The 25939-nt window shown below is 48.0% G+C and carries 18 protein-coding genes; 13 read left to right on the top strand and 5 right to left on the bottom strand.

Annotated elements, in window-relative coordinates; genetic code table 11:
- The first annotated feature begins 473 nt into the window (after positions 1-473).
- The 6 genes from JKP77_RS10230 to JKP77_RS10205 all read left to right on the top strand — a co-directional run bounded on the left by JKP77_RS10230 (position 474) and on the right by JKP77_RS10205 (position 11722).
- Positions 474-5345 (top strand): S8 family serine peptidase, encoded by a 4872-nt coding sequence (locus tag JKP77_RS10230; protein ID WP_218311094.1) that lies wholly within the window; start codon positions 474-476, stop codon positions 5343-5345.
- Positions 5346-5900: 555 nt separating this feature from the next.
- Complete coding sequence (locus tag JKP77_RS10225) at positions 5901-7076, top strand: hydroxymethylglutaryl-CoA reductase (RefSeq protein ID WP_218311093.1); 1176 nt, start codon at positions 5901-5903, stop codon at positions 7074-7076.
- Between the two features lie 76 nt (positions 7077-7152).
- Positions 7153-8448, top strand: coding sequence for an efflux RND transporter periplasmic adaptor subunit (locus JKP77_RS10220; protein ID WP_218311092.1), 1296 nt, complete (start codon positions 7153-7155; stop codon positions 8446-8448).
- Positions 8449-8460: 12 nt separating this feature from the next.
- Positions 8461-9162 (top strand): ABC transporter ATP-binding protein, encoded by a 702-nt coding sequence (locus JKP77_RS10215; protein WP_218311091.1) that lies wholly within the window; start codon positions 8461-8463, stop codon positions 9160-9162.
- Between the two features lie 11 nt (positions 9163-9173).
- Complete coding sequence (locus JKP77_RS10210) at positions 9174-10487, top strand: ABC transporter permease (RefSeq protein ID WP_218311090.1); 1314 nt, start codon at positions 9174-9176, stop codon at positions 10485-10487.
- 11 nt (positions 10488-10498) lie between these two features.
- Entirely contained in the window at positions 10499-11722 is a 1224-nt protein-coding gene (locus tag JKP77_RS10205) for an ABC transporter permease (RefSeq protein WP_218311089.1), read from the top strand.
- 82 nt (positions 11723-11804) lie between these two features.
- Here the strand turns inward: JKP77_RS10205 and JKP77_RS10200 are convergent, their stop codons facing one another.
- Positions 11805-12527 carry an SOS response-associated peptidase family protein gene (locus tag JKP77_RS10200; RefSeq protein WP_218311088.1) on the bottom strand — a complete coding sequence of 241 codons (723 nt, stop codon included), beginning with the start codon at positions 12525-12527 and terminating at the stop codon, positions 11805-11807.
- A gap of 245 nt (positions 12528-12772) precedes the next feature.
- Between JKP77_RS10200 and JKP77_RS22675 the strand changes: the two genes are divergently transcribed.
- Positions 12773-13969: a GGDEF domain-containing protein gene (locus tag JKP77_RS22675; RefSeq protein ID WP_218311087.1), complete on the top strand. Its 1197-nt coding sequence runs from the start codon at positions 12773-12775 to the stop codon at positions 13967-13969.
- On the opposite strand, the gene rmuC is transcribed toward JKP77_RS22675, so the two are convergent.
- Both rmuC and JKP77_RS10185 read right to left on the bottom strand, forming a co-directional pair.
- A complete protein-coding gene (gene rmuC / locus JKP77_RS10190) occupies positions 13939-15408 on the bottom strand; it encodes a DNA recombination protein RmuC (protein WP_218311086.1) in 1470 nt (489 codons plus the stop codon). The genes JKP77_RS22675 and rmuC overlap by 31 nt on opposite strands.
- A 161-nt stretch (positions 15409-15569) precedes the next feature.
- Complete coding sequence (locus tag JKP77_RS10185; RefSeq protein WP_218311085.1) at positions 15570-17099, bottom strand: fumarate hydratase; 1530 nt, start codon at positions 17097-17099, stop codon at positions 15570-15572.
- 437 nt (positions 17100-17536) lie between these two features.
- Here JKP77_RS10185 and pabB point away from each other — a divergent pair, with 437 nt between their 5' ends.
- From pabB to JKP77_RS10170, 3 genes are all read left to right on the top strand, one after another.
- A complete protein-coding gene (gene pabB / locus JKP77_RS10180; RefSeq protein WP_218311084.1) occupies positions 17537-18925 on the top strand; it encodes an aminodeoxychorismate synthase component I in 1389 nt (462 codons plus the stop codon).
- Positions 18918-19490 (top strand): CoA pyrophosphatase, encoded by a 573-nt coding sequence (locus JKP77_RS10175; protein ID WP_218311083.1) that lies wholly within the window; start codon positions 18918-18920, stop codon positions 19488-19490. Before pabB ends, JKP77_RS10175 begins: the two co-directional genes overlap by 8 nt.
- A 371-nt stretch (positions 19491-19861) precedes the next feature.
- A complete protein-coding gene (locus JKP77_RS10170; protein ID WP_218311082.1) occupies positions 19862-21232 on the top strand; it encodes an L-serine ammonia-lyase in 1371 nt (456 codons plus the stop codon).
- Positions 21233-21313: 81 nt separating this feature from the next.
- Here JKP77_RS10170 and cysB read toward each other — a convergent pair whose 3' ends face one another.
- The gene (cysB, locus tag JKP77_RS10165) at positions 21314-22288 is read right to left on the bottom strand and encodes an HTH-type transcriptional regulator CysB (RefSeq protein ID WP_218311081.1); all 975 of its coding nucleotides are present in this window, start codon (positions 22286-22288) and stop codon (positions 21314-21316) included.
- Between the two features lie 395 nt (positions 22289-22683).
- On the opposite strand from cysB, the gene JKP77_RS10160 reads away from it, so the two are divergent.
- Together JKP77_RS10160 and JKP77_RS10155 are read left to right on the top strand one after the other, a co-directional pair.
- The gene (locus JKP77_RS10160) at positions 22684-23385 is read left to right on the top strand and encodes a sensor histidine kinase (protein ID WP_218311080.1); all 702 of its coding nucleotides are present in this window, start codon (positions 22684-22686) and stop codon (positions 23383-23385) included.
- Positions 23386-23455: 70 nt separating this feature from the next.
- Complete coding sequence (locus JKP77_RS10155; RefSeq protein ID WP_218311079.1) at positions 23456-24211, top strand: hypothetical protein; 756 nt, start codon at positions 23456-23458, stop codon at positions 24209-24211.
- Between the two features lie 22 nt (positions 24212-24233).
- Here the strand turns inward: JKP77_RS10155 and JKP77_RS10150 are convergent, their stop codons facing one another.
- Positions 24234-25127 (bottom strand): LysR family transcriptional regulator, encoded by an 894-nt coding sequence (locus JKP77_RS10150; protein WP_218311078.1) that lies wholly within the window; start codon positions 25125-25127, stop codon positions 24234-24236.
- A 103-nt stretch (positions 25128-25230) separates the two neighbouring features.
- Here JKP77_RS10150 and JKP77_RS10145 point away from each other — a divergent pair, with 103 nt between their 5' ends.
- Positions 25231-25938 carry a CoA transferase subunit A gene (locus JKP77_RS10145; protein ID WP_218311077.1) on the top strand — a complete coding sequence of 236 codons (708 nt, stop codon included), beginning with the start codon at positions 25231-25233 and terminating at the stop codon, positions 25936-25938.
- The last annotated feature ends 1 nt before the right edge of the window (position 25939 follow it).

Below are 25939 nucleotides of genomic sequence, written 5' to 3'. Positions count from 1 at the left end.
AGTACACCTATGTACCCGAATGAGACTATGCTAGACCAGAACCAAACGAAACACCTTGCTATTTACTTTCAATTAACACGTGCAGCGGAATAATCATCCCACAATTAACGACCCAATGCGGATACCCATCCTATTATTTACAAAATGGCCCAAAGCCAACCCACTTTATTTTACAAAAATGTAACGAACACAGAATAATAATGCGCTGACTAGGTTTAACTTATTCTGATAACTGAAAAAGGCCTAGCAAGCTTAACTTAATGATTTGTTTAGTATAAATAAAAATCAACGTGTGAGGTTAAATGAACACATTGATTGAAATTTAATGCGCAAATCAATTCTCACTACTCAACTTTTGTGCTAGAACTAAAACTTGGCTTGGAGGCTATCCACTTCGTGATGCCAAAAGCCAATAACAAAATAAAAATACCCATCCAGGGAATAATCCCATAACAGGAAGACGGAGGTTACCTGTGAATAATAAAGTGACATTAGCTGTCTCTGCGGCACTAATGTCGATGTCTATGCACTCCGCGGCAGAATTGAGCTCAAATCCAAATGAAGGACTTGAGACCTTTAAAGCAATTGCTCCGACATCGATAAATAAGTATAAAAACACACTCGCTCCTACCCAACGCAAAACACTATACAAAGCAGAGAAAGGGCTCGAAAATAAAGACTATGTGTTTATAGTCCAACTTTCTGATGACCCTGTAGCCATGTATGACGGCGGCGTTCAAGGGCTTGAAGCGACAAACCCACAACGCTCTTATCGTGTTACGGCGTCAGATAAAAGCTTCAAACAAAAACACAAACTTGACGTTAACTCTCCTCAGGTAAAAGCGTATTCCAGCTATCTGGAGAAGAAACAGTCTGACTTTTTCACTAAGGCCCAGACTATTGGTTCAATTGAAAAAGTTGCTGAATATAAATACGCTCTTAACGCCGTTGCCGTCAAAGCAACACCCCAGGAAGCAGAGCGTATTTCAAAGCTGCCTGGTGTTAAGGTGGTTGAACGAGACCAGGTTTATAAGCTTGATACAGATACAGGTCCTGGATTAATTGGCGCACCAGCAGTTTGGGATGGCACAGCCACTGATAGTGGTGTAGGTCGCCAGGGTGAAGGCATCGTAGTTGGTGTTCTTGATACTGGTATCAATAGCGACCATCCGTCTTTCCAAGATATTGGTGGTGACGGTTATGACCATACGAACCCACTTGGTTCAGGCAACTATCTTGGTGACTGCGCCGGTGATTTCGAGGAAATGTGTAACGATAAATTGATTGGGGTCTATAGCTACCCTGATATTGTTGCTGCCTACTCAGATACGGACATTTTCCCTGAAGGCCTTCCTTTAAATGGTGAAGATTATAACGGCCACGGATCGCACACCGCAGGTACTGCAGCGGGTAACGTTCTATTCGATGTACCCGAGGTTTCTGTTGAGTTTGATGCAAATCAAAGTGATGGTATTCCATCGGGTTTCGAATTTGAACGCATCTCTGGCGTTGCTCCGCATGCTAACATTATCGCCTATGCTGTTTGTCAGCCAGGTGATAACGGCGATACCTATGCAGGCTGTTTCGGTGCTCCGATGGTTTCAGCAGTTGAGGACGCAATTGCCTCAGGTGCAGTTGATGTAATTAACTTTTCAATTTCAGGTGGTGGTTATCCGTGGTCTGGCGCTCTGAACGCCGCATGGTTATCTGCTCGCAACTCTGGTATTTTCCTTGCGCAGTCTGCAGGTAACGATGGTCCGGATCCATTCACTACTTCAAAACATGCACCATGGGTAACTGCAGTCGCTGCTGCTACACACGGTCGTTCTGTTCTTTATGAGAAAGAGATCACTGATTTTGAGGGCGGTGACACTGAACTAGATCCAATTACCGGTACCAGTAACTCAGGCAGCATTACAGCATCAATTGTTTATGCTGGTGATTATGAAAATGCTAATGATCCGGATAATGATCCCGCGCAGTGTCTACAACCTTTCCCGGACAATACGTTCAGCGGTGAGATTGTGGTGTGTGATCGTGGTGATATCGCTCGTGTAGACAAAGCGGTCAACGCTGCTGCTGGTGGCGCTGGAGGATTTGTACTAGCCAACGTTCAGGGTGGCGCAGATACACTTGCCAATGACGCCTACGTTGTTCCAGGCATTCACATATCAGCTGAAGATGGCGATGCATTAAAAACATGGTTAGCGTCTGGTGAAGGCCACACTGCCACGATTACGGGTGCAGAAGGCGAGCTCTATATCGACCCGAATGGTGTTGATAATACAGCTGACTTCTCGTCACGTGGTCCAAACGCGTCAATTAGCACGCTTACACCTTCTGTAACCGCACCTGGCGTGAATATCTATGCTGCTTATTCTGACGAACAGTATGGGCACGATCAAACTGGTACAGCGCCAGCTGACTATGCTTACCTTTCAGGTACCTCTATGTCAGGCCCTCATGTTGCTGGTGCTGCCGCACTGGTTAAGCATGAAAAGCCATCATGGACGCCGGACAACATCCGGTCAGCATTAATGATGACTGCCAGTACAGATGTTCGTAAGGAAGATGGCGTTACCGCTGCAGACTGGTTCGACATGGGTGCAGGCCGTATCCAGGTAGATTTAGCTGTTCAGTCAGGTTTAGTTATGGATGAAACTGACGATAACTACGCAGCTGCAGATCCTGCGCTTGGTGGTGAACCTCGTTCATTGAACATTCCATCTATTACGGATAACAACTGTGTTGGCCGCTGTAGCTGGACTCGTACCGTTACCGCGACTAAGGACGGCTCTTGGACAGTAAGTTCAGCAAGCATGTCTGAAGGGCTGAATATCACTGTTACTCCGGAAACATTCGACCTTACTGCAGGTCAGTCTCAGGAATTGACAGTTGAAATTGACGCTTTTGGTGCTGAAAGTGATGTGTGGTCGTTTGGTGCTATCAATCTGACATCTGCATCTTCACCGGACTTGCATTTGCCAGTATCCATTGTAGCTTCAAACGGTAACATCCCTGATGAGTTTGATTTCACAGCACATCGTAATCAAGATTCCTATTTGATTGAAGATGTAATGGCTGTTGAAATTACTAACTTCCAGTCTGTGTCTTACGGTTTGACTAAAGCGACGAAGGTATCAGGCTCTGTAATGCAGGATTCTGATAACTCAGACTTCCTGGATGACCTTGAAGACGGCCTCAGCATTACTACTGTCGAAGTACCTGAAGGCACTATCCGCCTTGCAGCTGCGACCATGGACTCCACTTCTCCGGACCTGGATCTGTTTATCGTTCACGATGTGAATGAAGACGGTATACCTCAGGAAGAAGAAGTTGTAGGTGCTAGCGCAACTGCTACCGCTGACGAATACGTTAACGTAGAAATGCCTGCCGCAGGTATGTACTGGATCATCGTACAGAACTGGGCTGCTTCCTCGGAAGGTGCAACAGATACGTTCACGCTAGCTCATGCAATGGTTGACAGTGAAACGGGCGACAACCTGATGGTTGAAGCACCTTCGTCAATCCCGCAGCTAACTGAGTTTGATATGCGTCTAACTTGGGACCTTGAAGGTGCTCAGGAAGGTGATATCTACATCGGTGCAATTGCTTTAGGTACGGATGAAGAGAATCCAACTAATCTTGGCGTTATTCCAGTGGATATCATGCGTGGTATGGATGATGTTTACGTTACGGCGTTAAGTGAAGAACGGGTGAATCCAGGAGAAACAGCTACTTTTGCTGTTAACCTTATGGCTAACTTTATGCCGGAAGATCGCATTTACGATATTTCGCTAACGTTACCTGAAGGCGTAACCCTGGTTGAAGGCTCCATTTCTGATGGTGGTATGGTTGAAGGTGAAACCATAAGCTGGACTGATATTGAGCAGGAATCTCTGCTTGGTGCGGAACCTACCTACGCTATTACTACCAATGCAACCGATGCAATGTGTAGAAACCCAGAGCTTGGTCAGGGTGGCGGTGCCTACATAGACCTTGCATCTTTTGGTGTCGGCTTCGCAAACCTTGACGGTGATACGGTTAATGGGACCTTTAGTGTGCCAGGATACTTCCTGGGACAGCTATATAGTTCTATGACTGTTACTGATGATGGTTTTATCACTCTTGGTAACGGTACAGGGGCAAATCCTTGGGCAAACCAGGCGATGCCTGATGCTGATATGCCTAACGGCGTTCTTGCGCCGTACTGGCGGGACCAAGAGTTTGATGTTGCCAATGGTTCAGGAATCTCTGTTGCGACTGCGGGTGCAGCCTATACCATTATTGAATGGGATAACATGAGATTCTGGGGACTTGAAGAGCAATACGCAGATATCGCGGATTATCAGGTTGTGTTTGTAAATAATGCAACAGCTGATCAACCAAATATCATTTACTCCTATGCCAATGTAGAACATGATTTGGGTGGAAATCTGCCTATATCTGTTGGTTACGAGAATATGGCTGGTACCTCTGGTAGCACGCCAATTTATACTTCTTATGACCAAACCAGCACTACAGGCAATTTAGCTACGACAATCACTGATGGAACACACATTTGTATGTACCTTGACGATGTATCTGATGCACCACGTCAGCTTACATTCGATGTGACTGTTGACGCTGACAACATGGGTGGCCCAATTCAGATGGTAGCAATGTCTGAACTGACTAACATCCCTGGTGCTGGCTCTGCGGTTTCTCCAACCTATGAAGGTCTTCAGGTTGAAGGCGCTCCGCAGGTACTGATTGACGGTATGGCTGAGGCTAGTCTGGAAGTTGTTGAGCTTAACGAGTTGGCACTGCCTGGGTCGGTAGAAGAGCCTAACGGCGACGCGGTCGACATTACCTGGAAACAGGTTGGTGGACCACCTGCTGTTATCGCTGGTAACGGACTACGCGAAGCCATTTTGATGGCACCAGAAGTTGAAGAAGATACCTTGGTTGTTCTTGAACTTACGGCTGTCGACGAATACGGCAATAGCACTACTGCAACTGCTAACGTAATGGTGAAAAATAACCTTCCACCAGAAATCACTATCAATGCGCCTACAAGCGTAGGTGAAGGTGAGACAATTACGGTAAGCGCTTCTGCAACTGACCCTGAAGGTGACGATGTCAGCTTCACTATTAATGGCGTTCCGGGCAGCACGTACTCTATGACGGCACCTGGCACTAATAGTGACACTACGGTTAGCTTCGAAGTGGTTGCAAATGATGGTCTTAATACAACGACAGAAACTGTGTCTGTGACAGTAACAGACAAGAGCGGTGGTTCTATGGGATGGCTGGCACTATTGCTGGTTCCTGTAGCATTCCTGCGTCGTCGTAAAATGCACTAATCAGTTACCTTAAGTAACATAATCAAAAGGCCGCTTCTGCGGCCTTTTTAACTTTATTAAACGCTTAACGCTGGCATGAACCACTTTTGATTAAAATCCTCAACGTTTATAAGAGCCGCTAATATAGTTTATAAAAAATAGAGGTTAATTTTCAATCAAATGAGATTTTAATGTCATTTATATCAATATTCTCAACTGAAATTAAATCACCATTTTTTAATTCTATAGAGATTGTATAAAGAGTATTAAATTCAAGGATTTCGTGAGACTTGTACGAGAAATAAACATTGGGAGGTAGGTTTTTATTTAGCTTAGACAGCGTTTGTAGTTCAAATATAGTCATTATCATTTTACTTTGATAGCCGTATCATAAGTAAAGATGGTAATTCTCCTAACCAGATATCGCAACTGACGAAGTGGCTAGTTTTTACTTATGGTTACACTTGGCTGCTTTCAATATTCATTACTTTCTATTGCTCCTACCAGTACTACTTACATTTACCCGTCATCTGCCTTGTGTATAGTGAAGAAAGACTAACAGGGAGACAATTATTTATGGGTAACGGGCGCTATCGCATCCCCCGCGACGGGCAAAATGACTACAGTCGTGAGCAGGCTGAAACCCGACGTACTTTTCTAAAAGATCACACAGGAGCAGAGTTGACGCACACCGGCAACTTTTCCATCGATCCTGAGGCATTGCCTGGCAACATAGAAAACTTTATCGGTATCGTGCAAATGCCTGTAGGCGTAGCCGGGCCCATTGAGATAGACGGCGAGCACGCTAAAGGTCGCTTCTATGTGCCGTTGGCAACTACTGAAGGAACGCTGGTGGCAAGCTACAGCCGTGGTATGCGTGTCATAAATGAGTGTGGCGGTGTGAAAACGACTGTCGTTGAACAGTTCATGCAGCGTGCACCGGCATTTATCTTTGATGATGCCAGAGCCGCAAGAGACTTTGGTGAATGGCTGGATGCGAATTTTGATGCGGTCAAACAGGCCGCAGAAACCACTACATCCATAGGAAAGCTCATTCATTTAGAGCAGTGGTCTGTATCTAAAACACGTTATGTGCGTTTTAACTACACCACCGGTGATGCCGCTGGTCAGAATATGGTTGGGAAAGCCACTCTCGCCGCGTGCGAATGGATCAAAGCAAACTATCCCCATGACTGCGAGTTCTTGCTATCAGGCAACATGGACACTGACAAAAAGCATTCACATCTTAATATGCTGCATTCGCGAGGCAAGCGCGTGATCGCAGAGGTAGTCCTAAAAAAGGACATCATGAAAAAGCTTATGAAGGTCGATACCTGGATGATGGCTCGGTCATCGGTATTGGCAAATATGGGGGCGATGCTAGCAGGCGCTGCGTACAATGGTCCCCACTCTGCGAATGGCATTGCCTCTTTGTTCATAGCAACCGGTCAGGATGAGGCCAATGTCGTAGAATCACATGCAGGCTTACTTTCCCACGAGCTTCTGCCTAATGGTGATCTGTACCTGTCAGTTACCCTTCCCTCACTGATCGTCGCGACCTACGGTGGTGGTACCGGACTCCCTACACAGAAAGAGTGTTTAGACTTGCTCGGCTGCTATGGTAAAGGCAAAGCCAACAAGCTGGCTGAAATTGTTGCAGCTACCGTATTAGCTGGTGACATTTCGCTGGCGTGCGCGGTGATTACCGGACACTGGGTGTCCAGCCACGATAAATATGGAAGAAATAAATAAGTATTTTTTTACCCCGGTTTAAACTTTTTTAATATCAGGCTCGACATAGCAAGAAACCAATAACAAGGAACTTGCTATGACTATTGCTGACACCAGCGGCCAGGATACCCTGCTGTCACCCAAACGCTCACCCAAACGCTGGCTAATTGCTGCGGTGGTGGTGAGCGTTTTTATTTGCGCTTTTTATCTTTTCCCACTCATTACTCAGTGGGGAAGCTCCGAAGCCAGCGTCCCTTTCGACAGACTTCGCATTGCGACTGTTGAGCGTGGCAATCTCACTCGCGACCTTTCTGTTCAAGGGCGTGTTGTTGCAGCAGTCAGTCCCCGGTTGTATAGCCCTGCCCAAGGCACAATCACCTTTTTGGTAGACGCTGGTGATGAAGTCACTGCAGGTCAAAGCCTGGCCACCATAGACAGCCCGGAACTACAAAATGAGTTTGAGCAGGAGCAAGCCGTTTTAGATGAGCTATCTACGGAAATAGAGCGTCAGAAAATCCAGGCCAAAAAGCAAATGCTGGAAGATCAAAAAGCCATTGATATGGCAGCCGTTGCGCTTACCGCAGCTGACCGGGAAAAACGCCGCGCAGACAAAGCGTACGAAACCCGCTCTATCAGCATGATCGATTTTGAAAAAGCGCAGGATGACCTGCACAACGCCCGCCTGGTTCATCAGCATGCGGTTGAAGACGCGAGCCTCAACGCTGAGAGCCTGGAGTTTGAAATCCAGAGTAAAACACTTCAGCGTAACCGCCAGTCCCTGAAAGTAGAGGAGCTTGCGCGTCAGGTTGAAGAGTTAACCCTGCGTTCACCGGTAAGCGGGATCGTCGGTAACCTCGGTGTTGACCAGAAAAATCAGGTGGCCCGAAATCAGGCAATATTAAGCGTGGTTGATCTTACTGAATTTGAACTCGAAATTGGGATCCCTGAAAGTTACGCCGACGATATGGCCATAGGCATGCTCGCTGAGGTCAGTGTAAACGGCCATCCCTACCCTGCTGAACTTATAACCATTTCCCCAGAAATTGAAAATAACCAGGTTACTGGCCGTGTCAGGTTTGTCTCGTCTACCAATACCGAAGCCGCTTCCAGTATCCCGGAAGGTCTGCGCCAGAATCAACGGCTGACCACCAGGATCCTGATGGAAAACAAAGAAGATGTCCTGCTCGTTCAACGCGGTCAGTTTCTGGAAAGTGGCGGTGGTCGAATCGCCTACAAAATTGAAGACAATGTTGCGCGCCGGGTCGCCATTGATACCGGTGCACGCAGTCTCGCTTCCGTTGAAATACTCTCAGGCCTGAATCAGCACGATCAGATTATCGTGTCAGGCATCGATCAATTTGCCGGTGCAGAAACCGTGCTTATTACACAATAAAAAGGAACGCTCATGCTCATTATGACCAATCTGGAAAAGACATTTCGCACCGATCTTGTAGAAACCCACGCATTGCGGGATTTTAATCTTGAAGTGAAAGAAGGAGATTTTGTCTCGGTTACCGGTCCATCGGGTTCAGGAAAAACCACATTTCTTAACATTGCCGGATTACTGGAGTCATACACCGGCGGTACCTATATGCTGGATGACTACAATGTTGCCACACTTAACGATAAGCAGCGCAGTCGTCTTCGCAATGAAAAAATTGGATTTATCTTCCAAAGCTTCAATCTGATCCCGGATCTGAATTTATTCGACAATGTTGATGTCCCCCTTCGCTATCGCGGGCTGGGAAGCGCTGAGCGCAAAAAACGTATTACTGAAAGCCTTGAAAAAGTCGGGCTGGGGAATCGGATGAAACACCTTCCCTCGCAACTGTCAGGCGGTCAGCAACAACGTGTTGCTATTGCGCGCGCTCTGGCAGGAGAGCCGCGTTTCCTGCTGGCAGATGAACCAACGGGCAATCTCGACAGCCAGATGGCAAAATCTGTCATGACGCTGCTAAAAGAAATTAATTTACAGGGTACCACCATCATTATGGTGACTCACGATCCTGAACTGGCCATGCAGACCTCACGCAATGTTTTTGTGAAAGACGGAAAAATCTGTGATGCCGCAGACGTTCACACCATGCCACTGGCATCTAACCAATAGGAACTCTGACCATGTTCTCCTATTACCTGAAATTATCGCTCAAAAGTATTCGCAAAAATCCCTACCTTAGCGGCCTGATGATGATTGCGATTGCGCTGGGGATCGGCGCCAGTATGACAACAATTACAGTTAACTATCTGATGTCATCCAATCCGATCCCGCACAAAAGTGAACAGCTTTACTACGTGCAACTGGATAGCTGGAGCCCTCATTTTCCAGCACAAGAGCCTAACGAGCCGCCGGATCAGATGACCTGGCGTGATGCCAACAACCTCATGGACGCCCAACAAGCTTTCCGACAGACAGCAATGGCAAGCTCAGGCGCGGTTATCGAACCACCTGACCGTGATAACAAACCGTTTATGGCATCGCTGCGACTGAACTTTGCAGACTTTTTCCCGATGTTTGATGCGCCATTTTTATATGGCCGGGCGTGGGAATACGCCGATGATAAGGCGGGTAACTATGTCGCCGTTATCAGCAAGGAAACCAACGATCGCGTGTTTGGCGGTGAAAACTCAGTGGGACGCCCTATTACCATTGGCGGACAACAGTTTACTGTCACTGGCGTGCTGGACGACTGGGTGCTGGTTCCCCGCTTTTATGATGTGACAACCGGTGCGTTCAAAGGTACTGAGGATGTGTATATTCCTTTTGCGATGAAAGAACTTATGCAGCTTCCAAACGGCGGTAATACCAATTGCTGGAAATCCCCTGAAGGAGAAGGCTTTGAGGCGTTTTTGCAGTCTGAATGCGTTAACTATCAGATGTGGGTAGAACTCCCTACCCAGGCAGACAAAAACGCATACATGGCATTTCTTAACGCGTACGCCGAAGAACAAAAGGCGCTGGGCCGCTTTCCACGCCCGCTTAATAACCGGTTATCAGATGTGATGACCTGGATGGAAAACCAGGAAGTGGTGGCCGATGACGCGCAAATGATGATGTGGATGGCCTTTCTGTTTCTATTGGTTTGCTTGTTAAACACTATCGGCCTGCTGCTATCAAAATTTGCAACCAGAACGGGGGATATTGCCCTTCGTCGCGCCATCGGTTCACCGCGCTCCGCCATTTTCTCTCAGTACGTCATGGAGTCTGCGCTTATCGGCGTTATCGGTGGTTTACTCGGCCTTGGCCTTGCCCTTCTTGGACTGCAGGGCATCAAACAGCTCTATGGCAGCTTTGTCAGCGATCTTGTCGAGCTTGACCTGACCATGGTTATGCTGGCAATAGCGCTGTCGATAGTCGCGTCGATTCTCGCCGGCTGCTATCCGGCATGGCGTGCTTGCAGTGTTCCACCTGCCAGCAACCTGAAAACACAATAAGGATACCTATTATGAGTCGCTGGGAACTGGGTCCGATTCTGCGGGCCATGACAAGAAACAAAGTAGGTGCAATTCTTATTGCACTGCAGATTGCGGTTACGATGACTATCATTGTAAACGCGGCTTACATTATCGTTGAACGCCACACTATGATGCAGCGCGATAGTGGCCTGGACGAACAAAACAGCTTTTACCTCACCACTACGGGTTTTGGGGCTGATTTTGAACCAAAACGTGTTATCACTGAAGATCTGGATTTGATAAGAAGAACGCCTGGCGTCGTAGATGCGATTCAGATTAACGCGATCCCGATATCCGGAGGTGGCTGGTCAATGAGTCTCACAACGGAAACCGGAGATGATGCCGATGACGTCAACACCGCAAATTACATGACCGATGAACACGGAAGTAACGCGCTTGATTTCAACATTATTGCAGGCAGTGATTTTGTCGCCAGTGACGTTCGCTGGCGTGAGCGGAACCAGACTGACTGGCCCGATAAAGCATTAGTTACCAAGGCACTGGCTGAAAGCCTTTTTCCTGAAAGCCCGTGGCAAGAATCGGTCGGTAAAACAGTTTACATAGCAGAAGATGAGCCCGTCATTATCACCGGCATAATTGATAAACTGCAGGCCCCCTGGATTGGCTGGAGTAATTTAGAACACGCTATGATCACGCCGGAGTATCTGGTCAGTGAGTCCACCCGCTATTTCATTCGCACCGAGCCTGGTCAGCGCGACCGACTGATGGCAGAGCTGGAATCTACGCTGGCAGATAAATATCCTAACCGGATCATCAGAGATGTCACTACGCTTACCGACACAAGGGAACGCAGCTATCGCCAGCATAGTGCGATGATTACGATCCTAACGACGGTCATGTTTTTACTGACGCTGGTAACGGCTGTCGGCATAGTGGGTCTGACCAGCTTCAATGTGAACCGACGTAAAAAACAAATTGGCACCCGCAGAGCGCTTGGCGCCACCCAGGGCGCGATCATTCGTTACTTTATGCTGGAAAACCTGTTGATTAGCGCAGGCGGACTGTTGCTGGGTGTAGTGCTGACCATTGCACTGAATATGGCACTCATAGAGTGGTTTTCAATAACGGCCCTGGATTGGTTTTATATACCCATCGGCGTTGTCGTACTTTGGGTTGTCGGGCAGCTAGCGGTTCTGGGACCGGCGTTGCGGGCATCCCGCGTACCGCCGGCAATCGCCACTCGCACAGTCTGAATTATATTTTTGTAAATCGCCCCCCGATGGCATCCATCGAAGGGGGCTTTTTATTTTCTGCGCTTCTCATTTTTTTGTTAACCTACTCATCAGCTGCAATGGTGAAAATGGCACCGGTCTGCTTGTGCGTAGAGGGTTTATCAACAGGTAGCACCAGAAAGTTGTGTCGAAGCCTGGGTTCAAGCAACGGCAGTAAATCATCAGTATTTGTCAATGAATCATCCAGCCATTTATCGATACTGCCATCATTAAAAGAGAGCATTAGCGGACTGGCTTTTCGGTGAATTGCCTCCAGTTTTGAGTGCGGCGGAACCGTCACCACTGAACAGGAAATCTCATAAAACACCGAACCATCCGGACGCGTACCTTTCCACCATCGGTAAAGTCCGCCCATCGCCAATGGGTTAGCATCATCAGCGGCAATCAGATCGTGGTATTTAGCATTGCTACCGCTCCCCAGTGTTTCACCAAAGCCAGCAGCAGGAATGATGCAGCGCTGTTGTCGAAAAGCCTGATACCCCGCGCTTCCTCTTTGGTTCACTTTGTCATACCGCGTATTAAACGACGTATATCTGGATGGCTTGAATACACTACCCTGTTCACTCTCTTGCTTATCGAGCAACAACCACCAGAGGGCGTTATGCATCTGTGCCATACCATCACGCTTTAGCACCACACTTACGCGATCTGTGGCTCGGATAAAGCGTTTATTTATCATTCCCTCTTCTGGCCATAAACAGATATCAAGCTGTTCACAAAGCGCTCTTACACCCGGAGAGTCGGTTACGTTGAGTCTGCCGCACATTGGCTTTTCTCCTCAGTCTCGATATCTGGTACTGCCATGCCTGAATCACTAACAATTCACTACAAAAGTGTCCAACAAAGATCAACAGCCCCTCGTCACATTGTTCAAAAGCCGGATAGCAAAAACATCTGTCACTTATTACAAGATATTAAGCAATAGTTAATGAATTTTACATCGTTACATGGCAAGGTGAAATCAGGGAAACGGTGTTCGCACCAAAGTGTAGGTAATGTCAGGGACATTTTGTGAGCTCATCTGAAGTAGAACTGGTAACCATAATCGCATTCATTGCAGGTCTTGCAGCCTGTACCTGGGCGCTGATGGCTCATCCGTTGCAGCTATATCGCCGTGCCAGCCAGCGGTTTTCCGTGACCAACATTTTACTGGTAGTTGCGCTGCTTCTCAGTTCCTGGAGAACGGATTCTACTCCCGTCAGCTTGTGGCTGTTAACTGATATGGCTTTTCTGGCAGCGCTGATCGCCTACAAATTCGCAATTGCTCAGTTATTCCGAACCAGTTATCACCCCAGACTCACTGCCACAATGATGATCTTTGCGTTATTTACGTTACTGATTAGCTTTTTCGTAAAGGCAGACGCGCTCTACTTCAGTGCAGTTATTTATGCACTGGCGGCAGTATCATTGTTCAGCACTGCAAAAATAAAGTACGAGGCATTATATCAGGAGTTTTCGTCTGTCATTGCCAGGCTCTTTTGCATTCCGGATATCGTCCTTTCTGGTTTGCTGTACGTAAAAGTAGTTTCCTTTGCCTTTGCGCCGCATGTCGTCGCTGACTATCTTTTTACGGAACAATACAGCAGTGAGCCATTTCTCTGGGCCTATCTGTGTCTTACGCTGCTTTTAAACATTACCGCAATGGCCACCACACTGACCCGTCTTATCCTTAAAATGAAGTTTCTGGCACACCGTGATCAGCTTACCGAATTGCTAAACCGACGGGCAATGCAACTGGCGATTGATGATTTATGGGAAGACTACGTTAAAGGTGGAAAAGCATTCTGTTTACTGATGATTGACATAGATTTCTTTAAGCAAGTGAATGACAAGTACGGTCACCATACCGGCGACCTTGCCATTATGCACATTGCCAGACAACTCAGAAGCCACACCCGTGAAAGCGACTTGTGTAGCCGTTTTGGCGGAGAAGAATTTCTCATCGCCCTGCCCGATACCACACTTGAAACCGGCAGACAGGTTGCCGAAAAGCTTCTTGCGGCATGCTCCCGCAGTTCATGGAGCGAAGGCAAAGAACAACTCACGATCAGCGCGGGAGCCGCCGCCGCCACTCAGGCAACCTCTTGCGATAAGCTGGTAACCCTAGCCGACCGCGCCCTGTATCAGGCGAAATCGGAAGGGCGTAACTGTGCTATCGCTTATAGCCAGCATTCTGACTATTCACTGGCATCTTCATCTTCTAACTGACCCGCTACCGAATCAGGCAGAGACTTGCTTGGTTGCACACCCAGTGTTCTGAACTGCTCAATCTGACGAACAAGATTTCCACGTCCCTGGCTGAGCTTATTGAACGCCCCCTCATAGTGCTTTTGGGTGGTGTCCAGCGACTTACCTATTTTTTCCATGTCGCCAACAAAGCCGGTGAATTTGTCGTATAGCTTGGCAGCATGTTGTGCGATTTTCTGTGCATTCTGGTTCTGATATTCGTACTGCCAGATATTATTAATGGTGCGCAGAGCGACCAGCAAATTGGTCGGGCTAACCAGCATAATGTTGTGATTCAGCGCCAGCGTTACCAAATCAGGATCCTCCTCTATCGCCAGCAGAAATGCAGGCTCAACCGGAATGAACATCAGGACATAATCGAGTGTTTTGAGACCTTTCAGCTCCTGATAGTCCTTTGCGCCTAACCCTTTAATGTGCCCTCGCAGAGACGCGACATGTTCTTTCAGATGCTGTCTTCGCTGGTCTTCATCATCAGTGTTAAAAAAGCGCTCATAGGCTGCCAGACTTACTTTACTGTCGATGATAACGTCTTTGTCATTGGGAAGGTGAACAACAATGTCCGGCTGCTGTAGCTTGCCTTCATCGGAGCGCAGCGACACCTGCGTGTCAAACTCATGCCCTTCACGCAAACCCGACTCTTTCAAGATCCGCTCAAGAACCACTTCGCCCCAGTTGCCCTGCTTCTTATTATCCCCTTTCAGCGCCATAGTAAGCGCATTCGCTTCCTCTGTGATCCGTTGATTGAGTTCTTTAAGTCCCAGGATCTCGGTTTTTAGCGAAGCACGTTCCTGACCTTCTTTCACATACTGATCGCTGATTTGTCTTTTAAACGTCTCTATCTGTTCTTTCAGCGGCGTCAATATGGATTCGAGCCCGGTCTTGCTCTGTTTCGAGAAGTTTTCACTTTTGGTCTCGAAGATCTTATTGGCAAGATTTTCGAACTGGGTTTGCAGCCGCTGCTCGGCCGCTTCCATTAATGCCAGCTTTTCGTCATGCGACTTTTGTACCTCGGCCATACTCGCAGACTGGGCGTCATAGCGAGCACGCAAGTCGGAAAAAGAAGACTGTAAGGTCTTGTACTCATCCAGTTGATCGCGATAATCCTGCTGTAATTCCCGTAGCTGATTCGCCTTCTGCGTCAGTTCACCCAACTGGTTTTGCATCGACATCAGCTCGCGATGTTGCTGAGAGATTTCCTCGCCCTTTAACGCCAGCTGATTTTCCTGCGTTTCAGTTCGCGCAACCATACGCCCGAGTTCTTCAGTGGTCTCCGCCAGTTCAGCTTCAAGCGCCTGATGCTTTTTCTTCATTGACGATGAAACTGCAACGTAGCTGGCAACCGCACCCACTACCAGACCGGCAGCAGCCAGGGCTATCTGAATCTCATCAAACTGCAGCATGTTTAGTGATTGTCCTTTATTAATTTGTAGAGGCTGTTAAAGAATACCGTTACAACCCGTCAAACGGGAATAGTAATGTCCGTTATTCCGGCAATTGCTATTCACGGAAAAACAAAAAACGGGTACACACTGGTACCCGTTGAGGTCGTTCGAACTTTGAATTACTTAGACAGTTCGCTATCCAGTTCGGCGATTTTTGCTTTCCAGACTGCAGGTCCGGTTTCATGCGCGTTCGCCCCGGTGCTGTCGACTGCAACCGTCACCGGCATATCTTCCACTTCAAACTCGTAGATGGCTTCCATACCCAGATCTTCAAACGCCACTACCCGCGATTTCTTAATCGCCTTAGATACCAGATACGCGGCACCACCGACTGCCATCAGGTAGACAGACTGGTGCTTTGCAATAGATTTTACCGTTGCAGGGCCACGCTCCGCTTTACCAATCATGCCAATGAGGCCGGTTTTTTCCAGCATCATATCGGTAAATTTGTCCATGCGAGTGGCGGTAGTCGGGCCAGCAGGACCCACAACTTCATCACCGACGGCATCTACCGGCCCAACGTAATAAATAAAGCGATTCGTTAAATCAACGCCGTCCGGCAAACCTTCACCGTTTTCCATCATGGTTTGAATGCGCTTGTGCGCTGCATCGCGCCCGGTAAGCATTTTACCTGAGAGCAATACGGTTTCGCCGACTTTCCATTCCTGAATGTCTTCTTTCGTGACGTCGTCCAGGTTGACACGGCGCGTGCTCTCACCCACTTCCCAGGTCACTTCCGGCCATTCTTCCAGCTTAGGAGCTTTTAATTCTGCCGGGCCTGAACCGTCGAGGAAAAAGTGAGCATGTCGTGTCGCCGCACAGTTAGGGATCATAGCCACCGGCTTAGATGCCGCATGCGTCGGCATGGATTTAATCTTCACATCGACAACCGTGGTCAGGCCGCCTAAGCCCTGAGCGCCAATCCCAAGTTTGTTTACGCGATCGAATATGTCCAGGCGCAGCTTTTCATCGGTAGTTTCAGCGCCACGGTCCATCAGCTCCTGAATATCAACCGGATCCATCAGGGATTCTTTCGCCAGCACGGCGGCTTTTTCAGCCGTGCCGCCAATTCCAATTCCCAGCATGCCCGGCGGACACCAACCGGCGCCCATCGTAGGCAAGGTTTTCACCACCCACTCTGCGATATCGTCGCTGGGGTTGAGCATCACCATCTTAGATTTGTTTTCAGAACCGCCGCCTTTGGCCGCAATCATCACTTCGATTTTATCACCAGCAACCATATCCAGATGCACAACCGCAGGCGTATTGTCTTTAGTGTTGGTGCGCGAACCGGCAGGATCAGCAACAATAGATGCCCGCAGCGGGTTATCGCTGTTGGTATAGGCACGACGTGTACCTTCATCTACCATTTCCTGAACCGTCATATCGGTTTTGTCCCAGCTCACGCCCATACCCACTTTGACAAAGCAAGTGACTATGCCGGTATCCTGACACAAAGGGCGTTTGCCTTCAGCTGACATCCGGGAATTGATAAGAATTTGTGCCATGGCGTCTTTTGCAGCCTGACTTTGTTCTTTCTCGTAAGCTTTTTCTACGGCTTTTACATAGTCTAAGGGGTGGTAGTATGAAATAAACTGCAGGGCATCTTCTATGCTGTCAATGAAGTCCTGTTGACGGATAACGGTCATAGCATCCTCTTTTAATAGGCTTATCGTGGTCTTGGCTGGGTTTATCGCTCTTTACCGCGCACTTGTGTCATTTTCAGAGATGTAAAGCAGCGCACCAGGCACTGATTTCGCTATCCCACTTATGCGGCTAAAACGCTGCATAGCTATCTCTCGGATGAAGCTTACACACCGCGATTCAGGTATCAATACAACATCATCGTGCTGTTTTAATGATTACATAGCAACACGTTTACGTTGCTTCCCGAACCCCGGGGTATTCGCTTCAAAACGCACGGCAAAGGTCGACACACCCTGGATAAAAAAGCGTATACTAGCGCAACTGAACGATACGCACCAAGGAAATCCGATAAGACTTTGGTGGCGCACACAAAGTCACGACCCGGGCCGGTCGTCCTGAAAAGAGTATTTGTAGTAACGTCATGTCAGAAAGAAACACAATGTCCGTCTCGCCCACAATTATTATTTCACCGGTATCTTTTGATCGCCCGACAACATTAGTTGATCTGTTCGATAATATTGCCGATGCACCATGGTCGTTGCTATTTGACACCGCGGGCAGCAGCGCAAGCAATGGTCGCTACAATTTAATGATGTGGTCCCCTCTGTTTAGCTGCGTGTCTGAAAAAGGGGTGGTTTCTGTCATCGATCACCAGCGCGGGACAAGTAAATTACATCATGACTTGCCTTTTGAGTGTGTTAAACAACAATTTGAAGCGGTATTTGCCAACGCGCAACTTACTGAGCAGAGCAAACCGTATTCACACCTACCTTTTATTACGGGCGTTGCAGGTCTCGCTGGCTATGACCTCGGACGAAGTTATGAGCCACTTCCTGACAATGCCATTAACGATTACGCCTGCCCGGATATGGCAATTGGCATCTATCCGCAGTCGTTAATCGAAGACACGCATTCTGGTATTATCTATCACTGCAGACTCTCCGGCATCCCTGAATTTTCAGGTTTCGAACAGCAGTCGCACACACCTTTCAACCTGACATCAGACTGGCAATCTAACCTGTCCCAAGAACAATACACACACGCACTGGACAAAATTCATAAGTATTTGTGTGCCGGCGACTGTTATCAGGTCAACATGGCGCAGCGTTTTAGTGCTGATTACTGTGGCAGTGAATGGAATGCTTTTTTGCATTTACGCAATCAGAACCAGGCGCCATTTTCTGCGTATATGAAGCTTGAGAAAAGCGCCATTATCAGTATTTCACCTGAGCGCTTTTTATCGGTTAAAGACGGTCACGTTGAGACAAAGCCGATTAAGGGTACACGCCCTCGCAGTCCTGACACTGAGGTAGATAATGCAAGTGCCGACGCGTTGCTGGCTTCGGAAAAAGATCGGGCAGAGAACCTGATGATCGTAGACTTACTCAGAAACGATCTGAGTAAGCATTGTCAGCCAGGCTCTGTTGATGTGCCGCATTTATTCGCCCTTGAGTCCTACGCCGCCGTGCACCACATGGTAAGTACCGTCGTAGGAAACCTGAATGATGATGCATCGCCGCTGGATTTGCTGGCGGGCGCTTTCCCGGGTGGGTCGATAACGGGTGCGCCAAAGGTCCGGGCAATGGAAATCATTGATGAACTGGAGCCACATTGTCGGAACATCTACTGCGGCAGTATGCTATATATGGGGTTCAGGCAGGATATGGATTCCAGCATCTGCATTCGGACGCTGCTGGCAGAGAACGGCCACATTTACTGTTGGGCTGGTGGTGGTATCGTTCTGGATTCTGATGCACAAGAAGAGTATCAGGAAACCCTGGATAAAGTTGCCCGCATATTACCGGAGCTGGATAAATTACGTGACTAAAGAGGAATTTCTCAGACAATTTCATCATGCCCGCACCGTCTGGCAGGAGCAGGACTACCCCTTGCGCGTAAAAGGGCGCCCCGCGGCAGTGTTGATCCCGCTGATTGATTACGGCGACAGTCTGAGTGTGCTGTTAACGGAAAGAGCCCATCACTTAAAACACCATCCAGGTCAAATCAGCTTCCCTGGCGGCGGAGTGGAAAGCCAGGACGCCGGTGTGATAGATGCGGCATTGCGAGAAGCCGAAGAAGAAGTCGGTCTGCCTGGCGATCATGCAACGATTGTCGGTTCACTCCCCGATTATCGAACCATCAGCGGATATACCATCACCCCAGTAGTCGCATTCATCAAGCCTGGTTTCACGGTAGTCAGGGACCCAAATGAAGTGGAAAGTGTATTTGAGGTGCCTCTTAAACACGTGCTTGACAGAAAAAATCATCTAATTCACCACACACACCGAAACAATCAAACCTTTCCCATTTACTTCATTCCCTGGCAGGACAGAATGATCTGGGGAGCCACGGCCGCCATTATCAGAAATCTGTCTCACCATATACATCCTTAACGCCACAACCTCTCCGGCCTTCTGAAAAGCATCTGATAATGACGACAGTAAAGTAAATGCCAGAATTAGGAGATTGAGGAGGGCCTGTCAATGACATTGCCCTTTTCATTCCAGACGGTGTCAACAACACAGCCTGCTATCCTGAACAATAACACCGCCCCGAAGACAAAAAAGGTATTACGCCTCTGGTTCGCATTTTACGTACACTTCCAACCATACAGAGCACATGACTTTGAGTATCTGCCATCAAGTAGCAACTATTCTTTACATGTAATTAGCTTAGCTAATCTGATTATTAGGTTTTCTGTATTGTAGTCCTGCGGGTCTGCGTGCATGATCTGTGTCATAAGAATGAAAGGACGACGTACCCTATGATAAGTGTTTTTGATATGTTCAGCATCGGCATTGGCCCCTCCAGTTCACATACTGTCGGCCCAATGCGAGCCGCTGCTGAATTTGCCAAAGAAGTCACCAGCAGTGATCGCGCCGATGATATTACCGCCGTGACCACCGAACTATTCGGCTCACTTGGACAAACCGGTAAAGGCCATGGCACCGGCAAAGCCGTGATCCTGGGCTTACTTGGCGAAGTTCCTGAAACCATTGATGTGGACAAAATCGACAGCCTGCTGGAAGATATAGACAGCGGTCAGAAGCTTATACTCAATGGCAATATAGAGATTAAATTTCCTCGTAAAAACGCTATCGTTTTCCATCGTAGGAAAACCTTGCCACGCCATGCGAACGCACTCACCATGCATGCGTTTTGTGGCGAAGAAAAAATCCGCTCACAAACCTATTACAGCATTGGCGGCGGCTTTATCATCAAAGATGAAGAGTTTGAACACGCCAAGAACCTGGCAATAGGTAAACAGGCTAAAGTCCCCTACCCGTTTAAAACAGCAGCCGAGCTTCTGGAGCAATGCCGCAATAACGGACTTTGTATCAGCTCACTTATGTTGAAAAATGAGTCTGTACACCGTCCTAAACATGAAGTGAAAGATAAGCTTCATGAAATCTGGCAGACCATGAAAGCCTGTATTCAGCGCGGTATCGAAAGCGAGGGAATTCTTCCCGGCGGCCTGAAAGTTGTCCGCAGAGCGCCAGCCCTCTATCGCCGTCTGCAAACTGAGCATACCACCGATCCGATGCAAACCATGGACTGGGTAAACTTGTTTGCACTGGCTGTGAATGAAGAGAACGCCGCAGGCGGCCGTGTTGTTACCGCACCCACTAACGGTGCTGCAGGTATTATCCCTGCCGTGTTGCAGTATTTTGACAAGTTTATTCGTCCCGTAGACGCTGACACAGCATGCCGGTTTCTGCTGACTGCTGGTGCGATTGGTATCCTGTATAAAGAGAACGCATCCATAAGCGGCGCTGAAGTGGGCTGTCAGGGTGAAGTGGGTGTGGCTTGTTCTATGGCTGCCGGCGCACTGACGGAAATTATGGGCGGTACGGTTTTGGCTGTAGAAAACGCAGCAGAAATCGGTATGGAGCATAATCTGGGTCTGACTTGCGATCCAGTTGGCGGCCTGGTGCAGGTTCCGTGTATTGAACGCAATGCAATGGGCGCGATTAAAGCCATCAACGCATCGCGTCTGGCTTTACGTGGCAGCGGAGAACACAAGGTATCACTGGACAAAGTCATCAAGACGATGCGCGATACCGGCAATGACATGAAAACCAAATATAAAGAGACTGCCCGGGGTGGTCTGGCAGTCAACATCATTGAGTGTTGATCCCACACCACTGATGCACTGACCATACACAAACGCCCACATCATGTGGGCGTTTTTACATCTACCGAAGGCAAGATAAGGCTATTTCACCGGCAAGGTTACGCCTTTAAACATTTTCTCCACTTCATCATTATTTTTTAGCATCATGGCTTTCTCAACCTTGTCTTTTGTCAGGTGCGGTGCGAAACGCTCAATGAAGTCAAACATGTAGCTGCGTAAGAAAGATCCCTTGCGGAATCCAATCTTGGTTGTGCTGTAGTCGAAAAGATGGCTGGCATCAATTTTTACCAGATCTGAATCCAGCTCCTCGTTCACCGCCATCGACGCTATTACACCAATACCCACACCCAGTCGCACATAGGTTTTAATTACGTCTGCGTCGGTGGCCGTAAATACAATTTTCGGCGTCAGCCCAGCTCTCTCAAACGCATGGTCAAGCTCAGACCGACCAGTAAAGCCAAAGACATACGTCACCAGCGGATATTTAGCAATGTCACTGATTTCAATGGACGTCTTTTTCGATAACGGATGATCTTTATTCACTATGACACTACGGTTCCAGTGGTAACACGGCAGCATAACCAGATCGTTGTATAAATGAAGGGCTTCTGTGGCAATGGCAAAATCCGCCTCGCCCTTAGCCGCCAGATCGCTAATCTGTGAGGGCGTGCCCTGATGCATGTGAAGTGACACTTTTGGATACTTGTGCATGAACCCCTGAATCACATCAGGCAATGCGTATCGCGCTTGCGTATGCGTGGTAGCAATGTTGAGTTTGCCCTGGTCTGGTAAGGTATGTTCGCGCGCAACCGCTTTTATACTTTCCACCTTGGCAAGAATTTCGCGGGAAATATTAATGACGTCATGGCCGGCATCTGTGACATGCGTGAGATGTTTGCCACTTCGACCAAAAATCTGCACACCAAGCTCATCTTCCAGCATTCGCACCTGCTTACTAATGCCAGGCTGAGACGTATAGAGACTTTCTGCTGTAGCTGAAACATTAAGATTATTGTTAAGCACCTCAACAATATAGCGAAGTTGCTGTAATTTCATAGCGACCGGGCCTTACGTCTGAAAACGATTTATATGCTTTTACGTTATAACTAAATATGCGCTTTATTGCTACCGCCTTTTTCATCGCCCCCGAATAACTCAGGCAAGTGACTACCGTAAAGACACGACGATCAACCAGCCCTTTTCACCTCTTCCGGGCGATTTTTAATAAGGCTATGTAGGCTCCTGCATTGATAAGCAAAACAACGCGCATAGCCTTCTCGCCGCTTATGGCAGATATGAAGAAAGTAGCCAACACACCTATAAAAAGTGTAATGTGACAACTATAAATAAGGTAACCGTAACCTATGCAGTGCTGATATATCTGCTTTCCTGCAGCTGACCGCTGAACAACCGCAAGCAGCAAAGAACGTCAGCGCAAACAAAGAGTAACTATGCCAGAAATTACCACCTCGCCATCATCTATAGATTTTTCTTCCGTGCTGGCCGCTGCCGTTCATGACATGAAAAACTCACTTTTTCTGTTGCTGCAGTCCATTGAAAATCTGGCTGACGCGCTGCCAGAGCAAGACGCGGCATCCCGTGAGCAGGTTGCCAACGTGCATTATGAAGCATCAAGACTCAATACTAGTCTGGTACAGATACTGTCGCTATATCGCGCTGAACTCGAAAGGCTTCCCATCACAGTAGACGAATGTTTTATTGATGACTTGTTCAGTGATGTGGTGGGTTCTAATCATATTTATATAAAGCAAAAGAATATCGATATTGAGGTCGCACTGACTGATGATCTAAGCTGGTATCTCGATAGCGAACTGATTTACCTGCTGATTAATGACATGCTGGTAAATTCTCTGCGATACGGTAATTCCAAAATTCGCCTGAGTGCATTTACTGAAGATAACTGGTTGGTTATCCGGCTTGAAGATGACGGTCCCGGGTACCCTGAGGCTATGCTGCTTAACAGCAGTACACGCCTTTCAGATTTTCACGTAAGTCAGGGCCGTACCGGACTGGGATTATTCTTTGCCAGACTGATTGCCTCGGCGCACGCTCAGGGTGAAAATTGTGGAGAGATTTCCCTTTTTAACGGTGGTACGCTAGGCGGGAGTGTATTTGAGGTAAAATTACCGTAAACTTTGCCGACATAATAATAAGTTTGAGTGTTTCACGCTCGCGTGGGATGACAGGTATACGGAAACACGCATGGTATTCACGACAATAATAATTCTGATAGTGGTGCTGATCATCGCCGCGATTTTTATCAACGCCTTTCAGCAACATCGCGCTAAACTTGAGGCTGAACGCCGCGCCGAGGTGGCAAAGCAGCGTGCTGTCATTGACGAGACCGAAAACGTCATCATGGCATGCAACACCATGCCTATTTCACCCAGAATGATGCAGGTTTTGCATACCCGTGTGCTGAACGCGCTGAAGGTACTGAACGAACTTAACCCGTCCACGGAAGTAGCACAGCGAATTAAAGACGCTGAGCAGAGAACCCAGGAAGACGATACTGGAGGCTCAACGGCTGAGTTTGCTTTGCCTGAAAACGATAAATTGATCATTCAGTACATCCAGGCGGTGAAGAAGCTTCGTGTATTGCTGCGTTCTGAACACTCAAAAGGGAAAGTCGATACCAAAACCTTCATTGAAGAAGATAAACAACTTGAGAGACTTCAGCTTAAAGTAAACGTGGAAACGCTAACACGTCGCGGACGTGCGGCAATGCAATCGAACATGCTCGGGTCGGCCCGACAGTACTTTGAAAAAGCAGTGGCGGCACTGGAAAACCAGACGCAACAGGACGATTACATCGTGTCCCGTATTGCTACTTTAAAAGAGTGGCTGCAGGATATTCAGAGCAACCTGAAAAACGCCAACGCACAAGACCGGGCTCGTAAAAAAGAAGAAGAGCGTGATGAGCTTGATGAATTGTTTGCGCCGAAGAAAAAGTGGTAATGCCTAAGCATTACCTCTAGTCTCAGATCGAAGCAATCTCGTCATCTGCGCATTGCTTCCATAGCGCCTGAGCCGCAACCGACATCCCGCCCCTAGCCTGGCGAATGAGCCCTACCCGCTTTACCAGCGGATTATTGTTGATGTCGATACAATACAGTCCCCGAACCTGCATCTGCGCTTTGCACAGCGCCGGCACCACAGACATCCCCAATCCCTGCGCAATAAGCTGCCCCAACGAGCCAAGCTGCCCGGTTTCTGCAATAATATTGAGATTGCCATGTTGAGCCGCTGCCTGCTCAGTCCATTTGCGAACTGCCGAACCGCGATTCATCGCAATAAACGGGTAGGAAAAACAGTGCTGTAGTTCGATGCTTTTTTCACCTGCCAGTGGATGGTCCTGATGAACCACCGCTACGAAACAGTCATCAAACATGGGGGAAAAGACCAGCCCGTCCATTAATTCTGGTTCGAAGGTAAAACCCAGTTCGGCCCGACCCGACAACACACTCTCAATCACTTCTTCCATCACTACGTCAACTATACGCAGGCGAATGTTCGGGTATTGAGAATGATATTGACTGAGGATATCGGGTAACCGGGACTCCGCAAAAGAGGGCATCGCTGCCAGTGTCAGTTTACCCTGGCGGACAGCAAAAAGGTTCTGCATATCCTGAAACGTCTCATCCCATTCGTCAATTAAGCGCTTCGCTGTAGGCAATAAGGTTTCCCCTTCCGGCGTCAAATGAATGCGACGGGTGCTCCGCGAAAACAGTTTTCCTCCCATCTGCGCTTCCATTTTTTTTATCGCTGAAGACAGCGCAGGTTGTGTCAGATGCAGTTTTTCTGCGGCTTCCGCAAAGGTGGCAGATTCAGCCACGCGAATAAACGCCAACATATTTCGATAAGAAACAGACATTCGTAAAAAAAACTTATTAATAATGTTATAAAATCAATTTTACAAAATTTACTTACTCACAGATACTTTTTTCTGTTCCCTACACTGAATACAGGAGAGACATATGTCAGGTTTCGATAAAGTCGTGACCAGTTACGATGCGGCAATGGAAGGTCTGAAAGATGACATGACCATTATTGCCGGTGGTTTCGGCCTTTGCGGGATCCCCGAAGGTCTGATTGCACAAATAAAAACGATGGGGGCCAAAGGGCTGACTGTCGTATCCAATAACTGTGGTGTGGATGGCTTCGGCCTGGGTATCTTACTGGAAGATAAACAGATCAAAAAAATGGTCTCTTCCTACGTGGGTGAAAATGCACTGTTTGAAAAGCAGCTGCTGAACGGCGAACTGGAAGTCGAGTTAACCCCGCAAGGCACCCTGGCAGAGAAAATGCGTGCAGGTGGTGCAGGCATCCCGGCATTTTATACCGCAACTGGCTACGGCACGCCGGTGGGTGAAGGTAAGGAAGTCAAAGAATTTGATGGCCGCCCTTACATTCTCGAAGAATCCATTACCGGAGACTTCGCTATTGTGAAAGCCTGGAAAGCCGACCGGTATGGTAATTGTATCTATCGCCACACCGCTCAGAATTTTAACCCCATGGCAGCCACGGCCGGTAAAATTACCGTGGTAGAGGTAGAAGAGATTGTAGAGCCCGGAGAACTGGATCCGGCGCACATTCATACCCCGGGCATTTATGTCGATCGCGTCATTAAAGGTACATTTGAAAAACGTATCGAGCGCAAAGTACTGGCAAAGGAGGAGCGTTAAT

It is taken from the genome of Alteromonas antoniana (assembly GCF_019249295.1).
Lineage (GTDB): Bacteria > Pseudomonadota > Gammaproteobacteria > Enterobacterales > Alteromonadaceae > Alteromonas > Alteromonas antoniana.
Note: the sequence above shows the minus strand (reverse complement) of the source record. Positions and strands in the feature narration are given on the sequence as shown.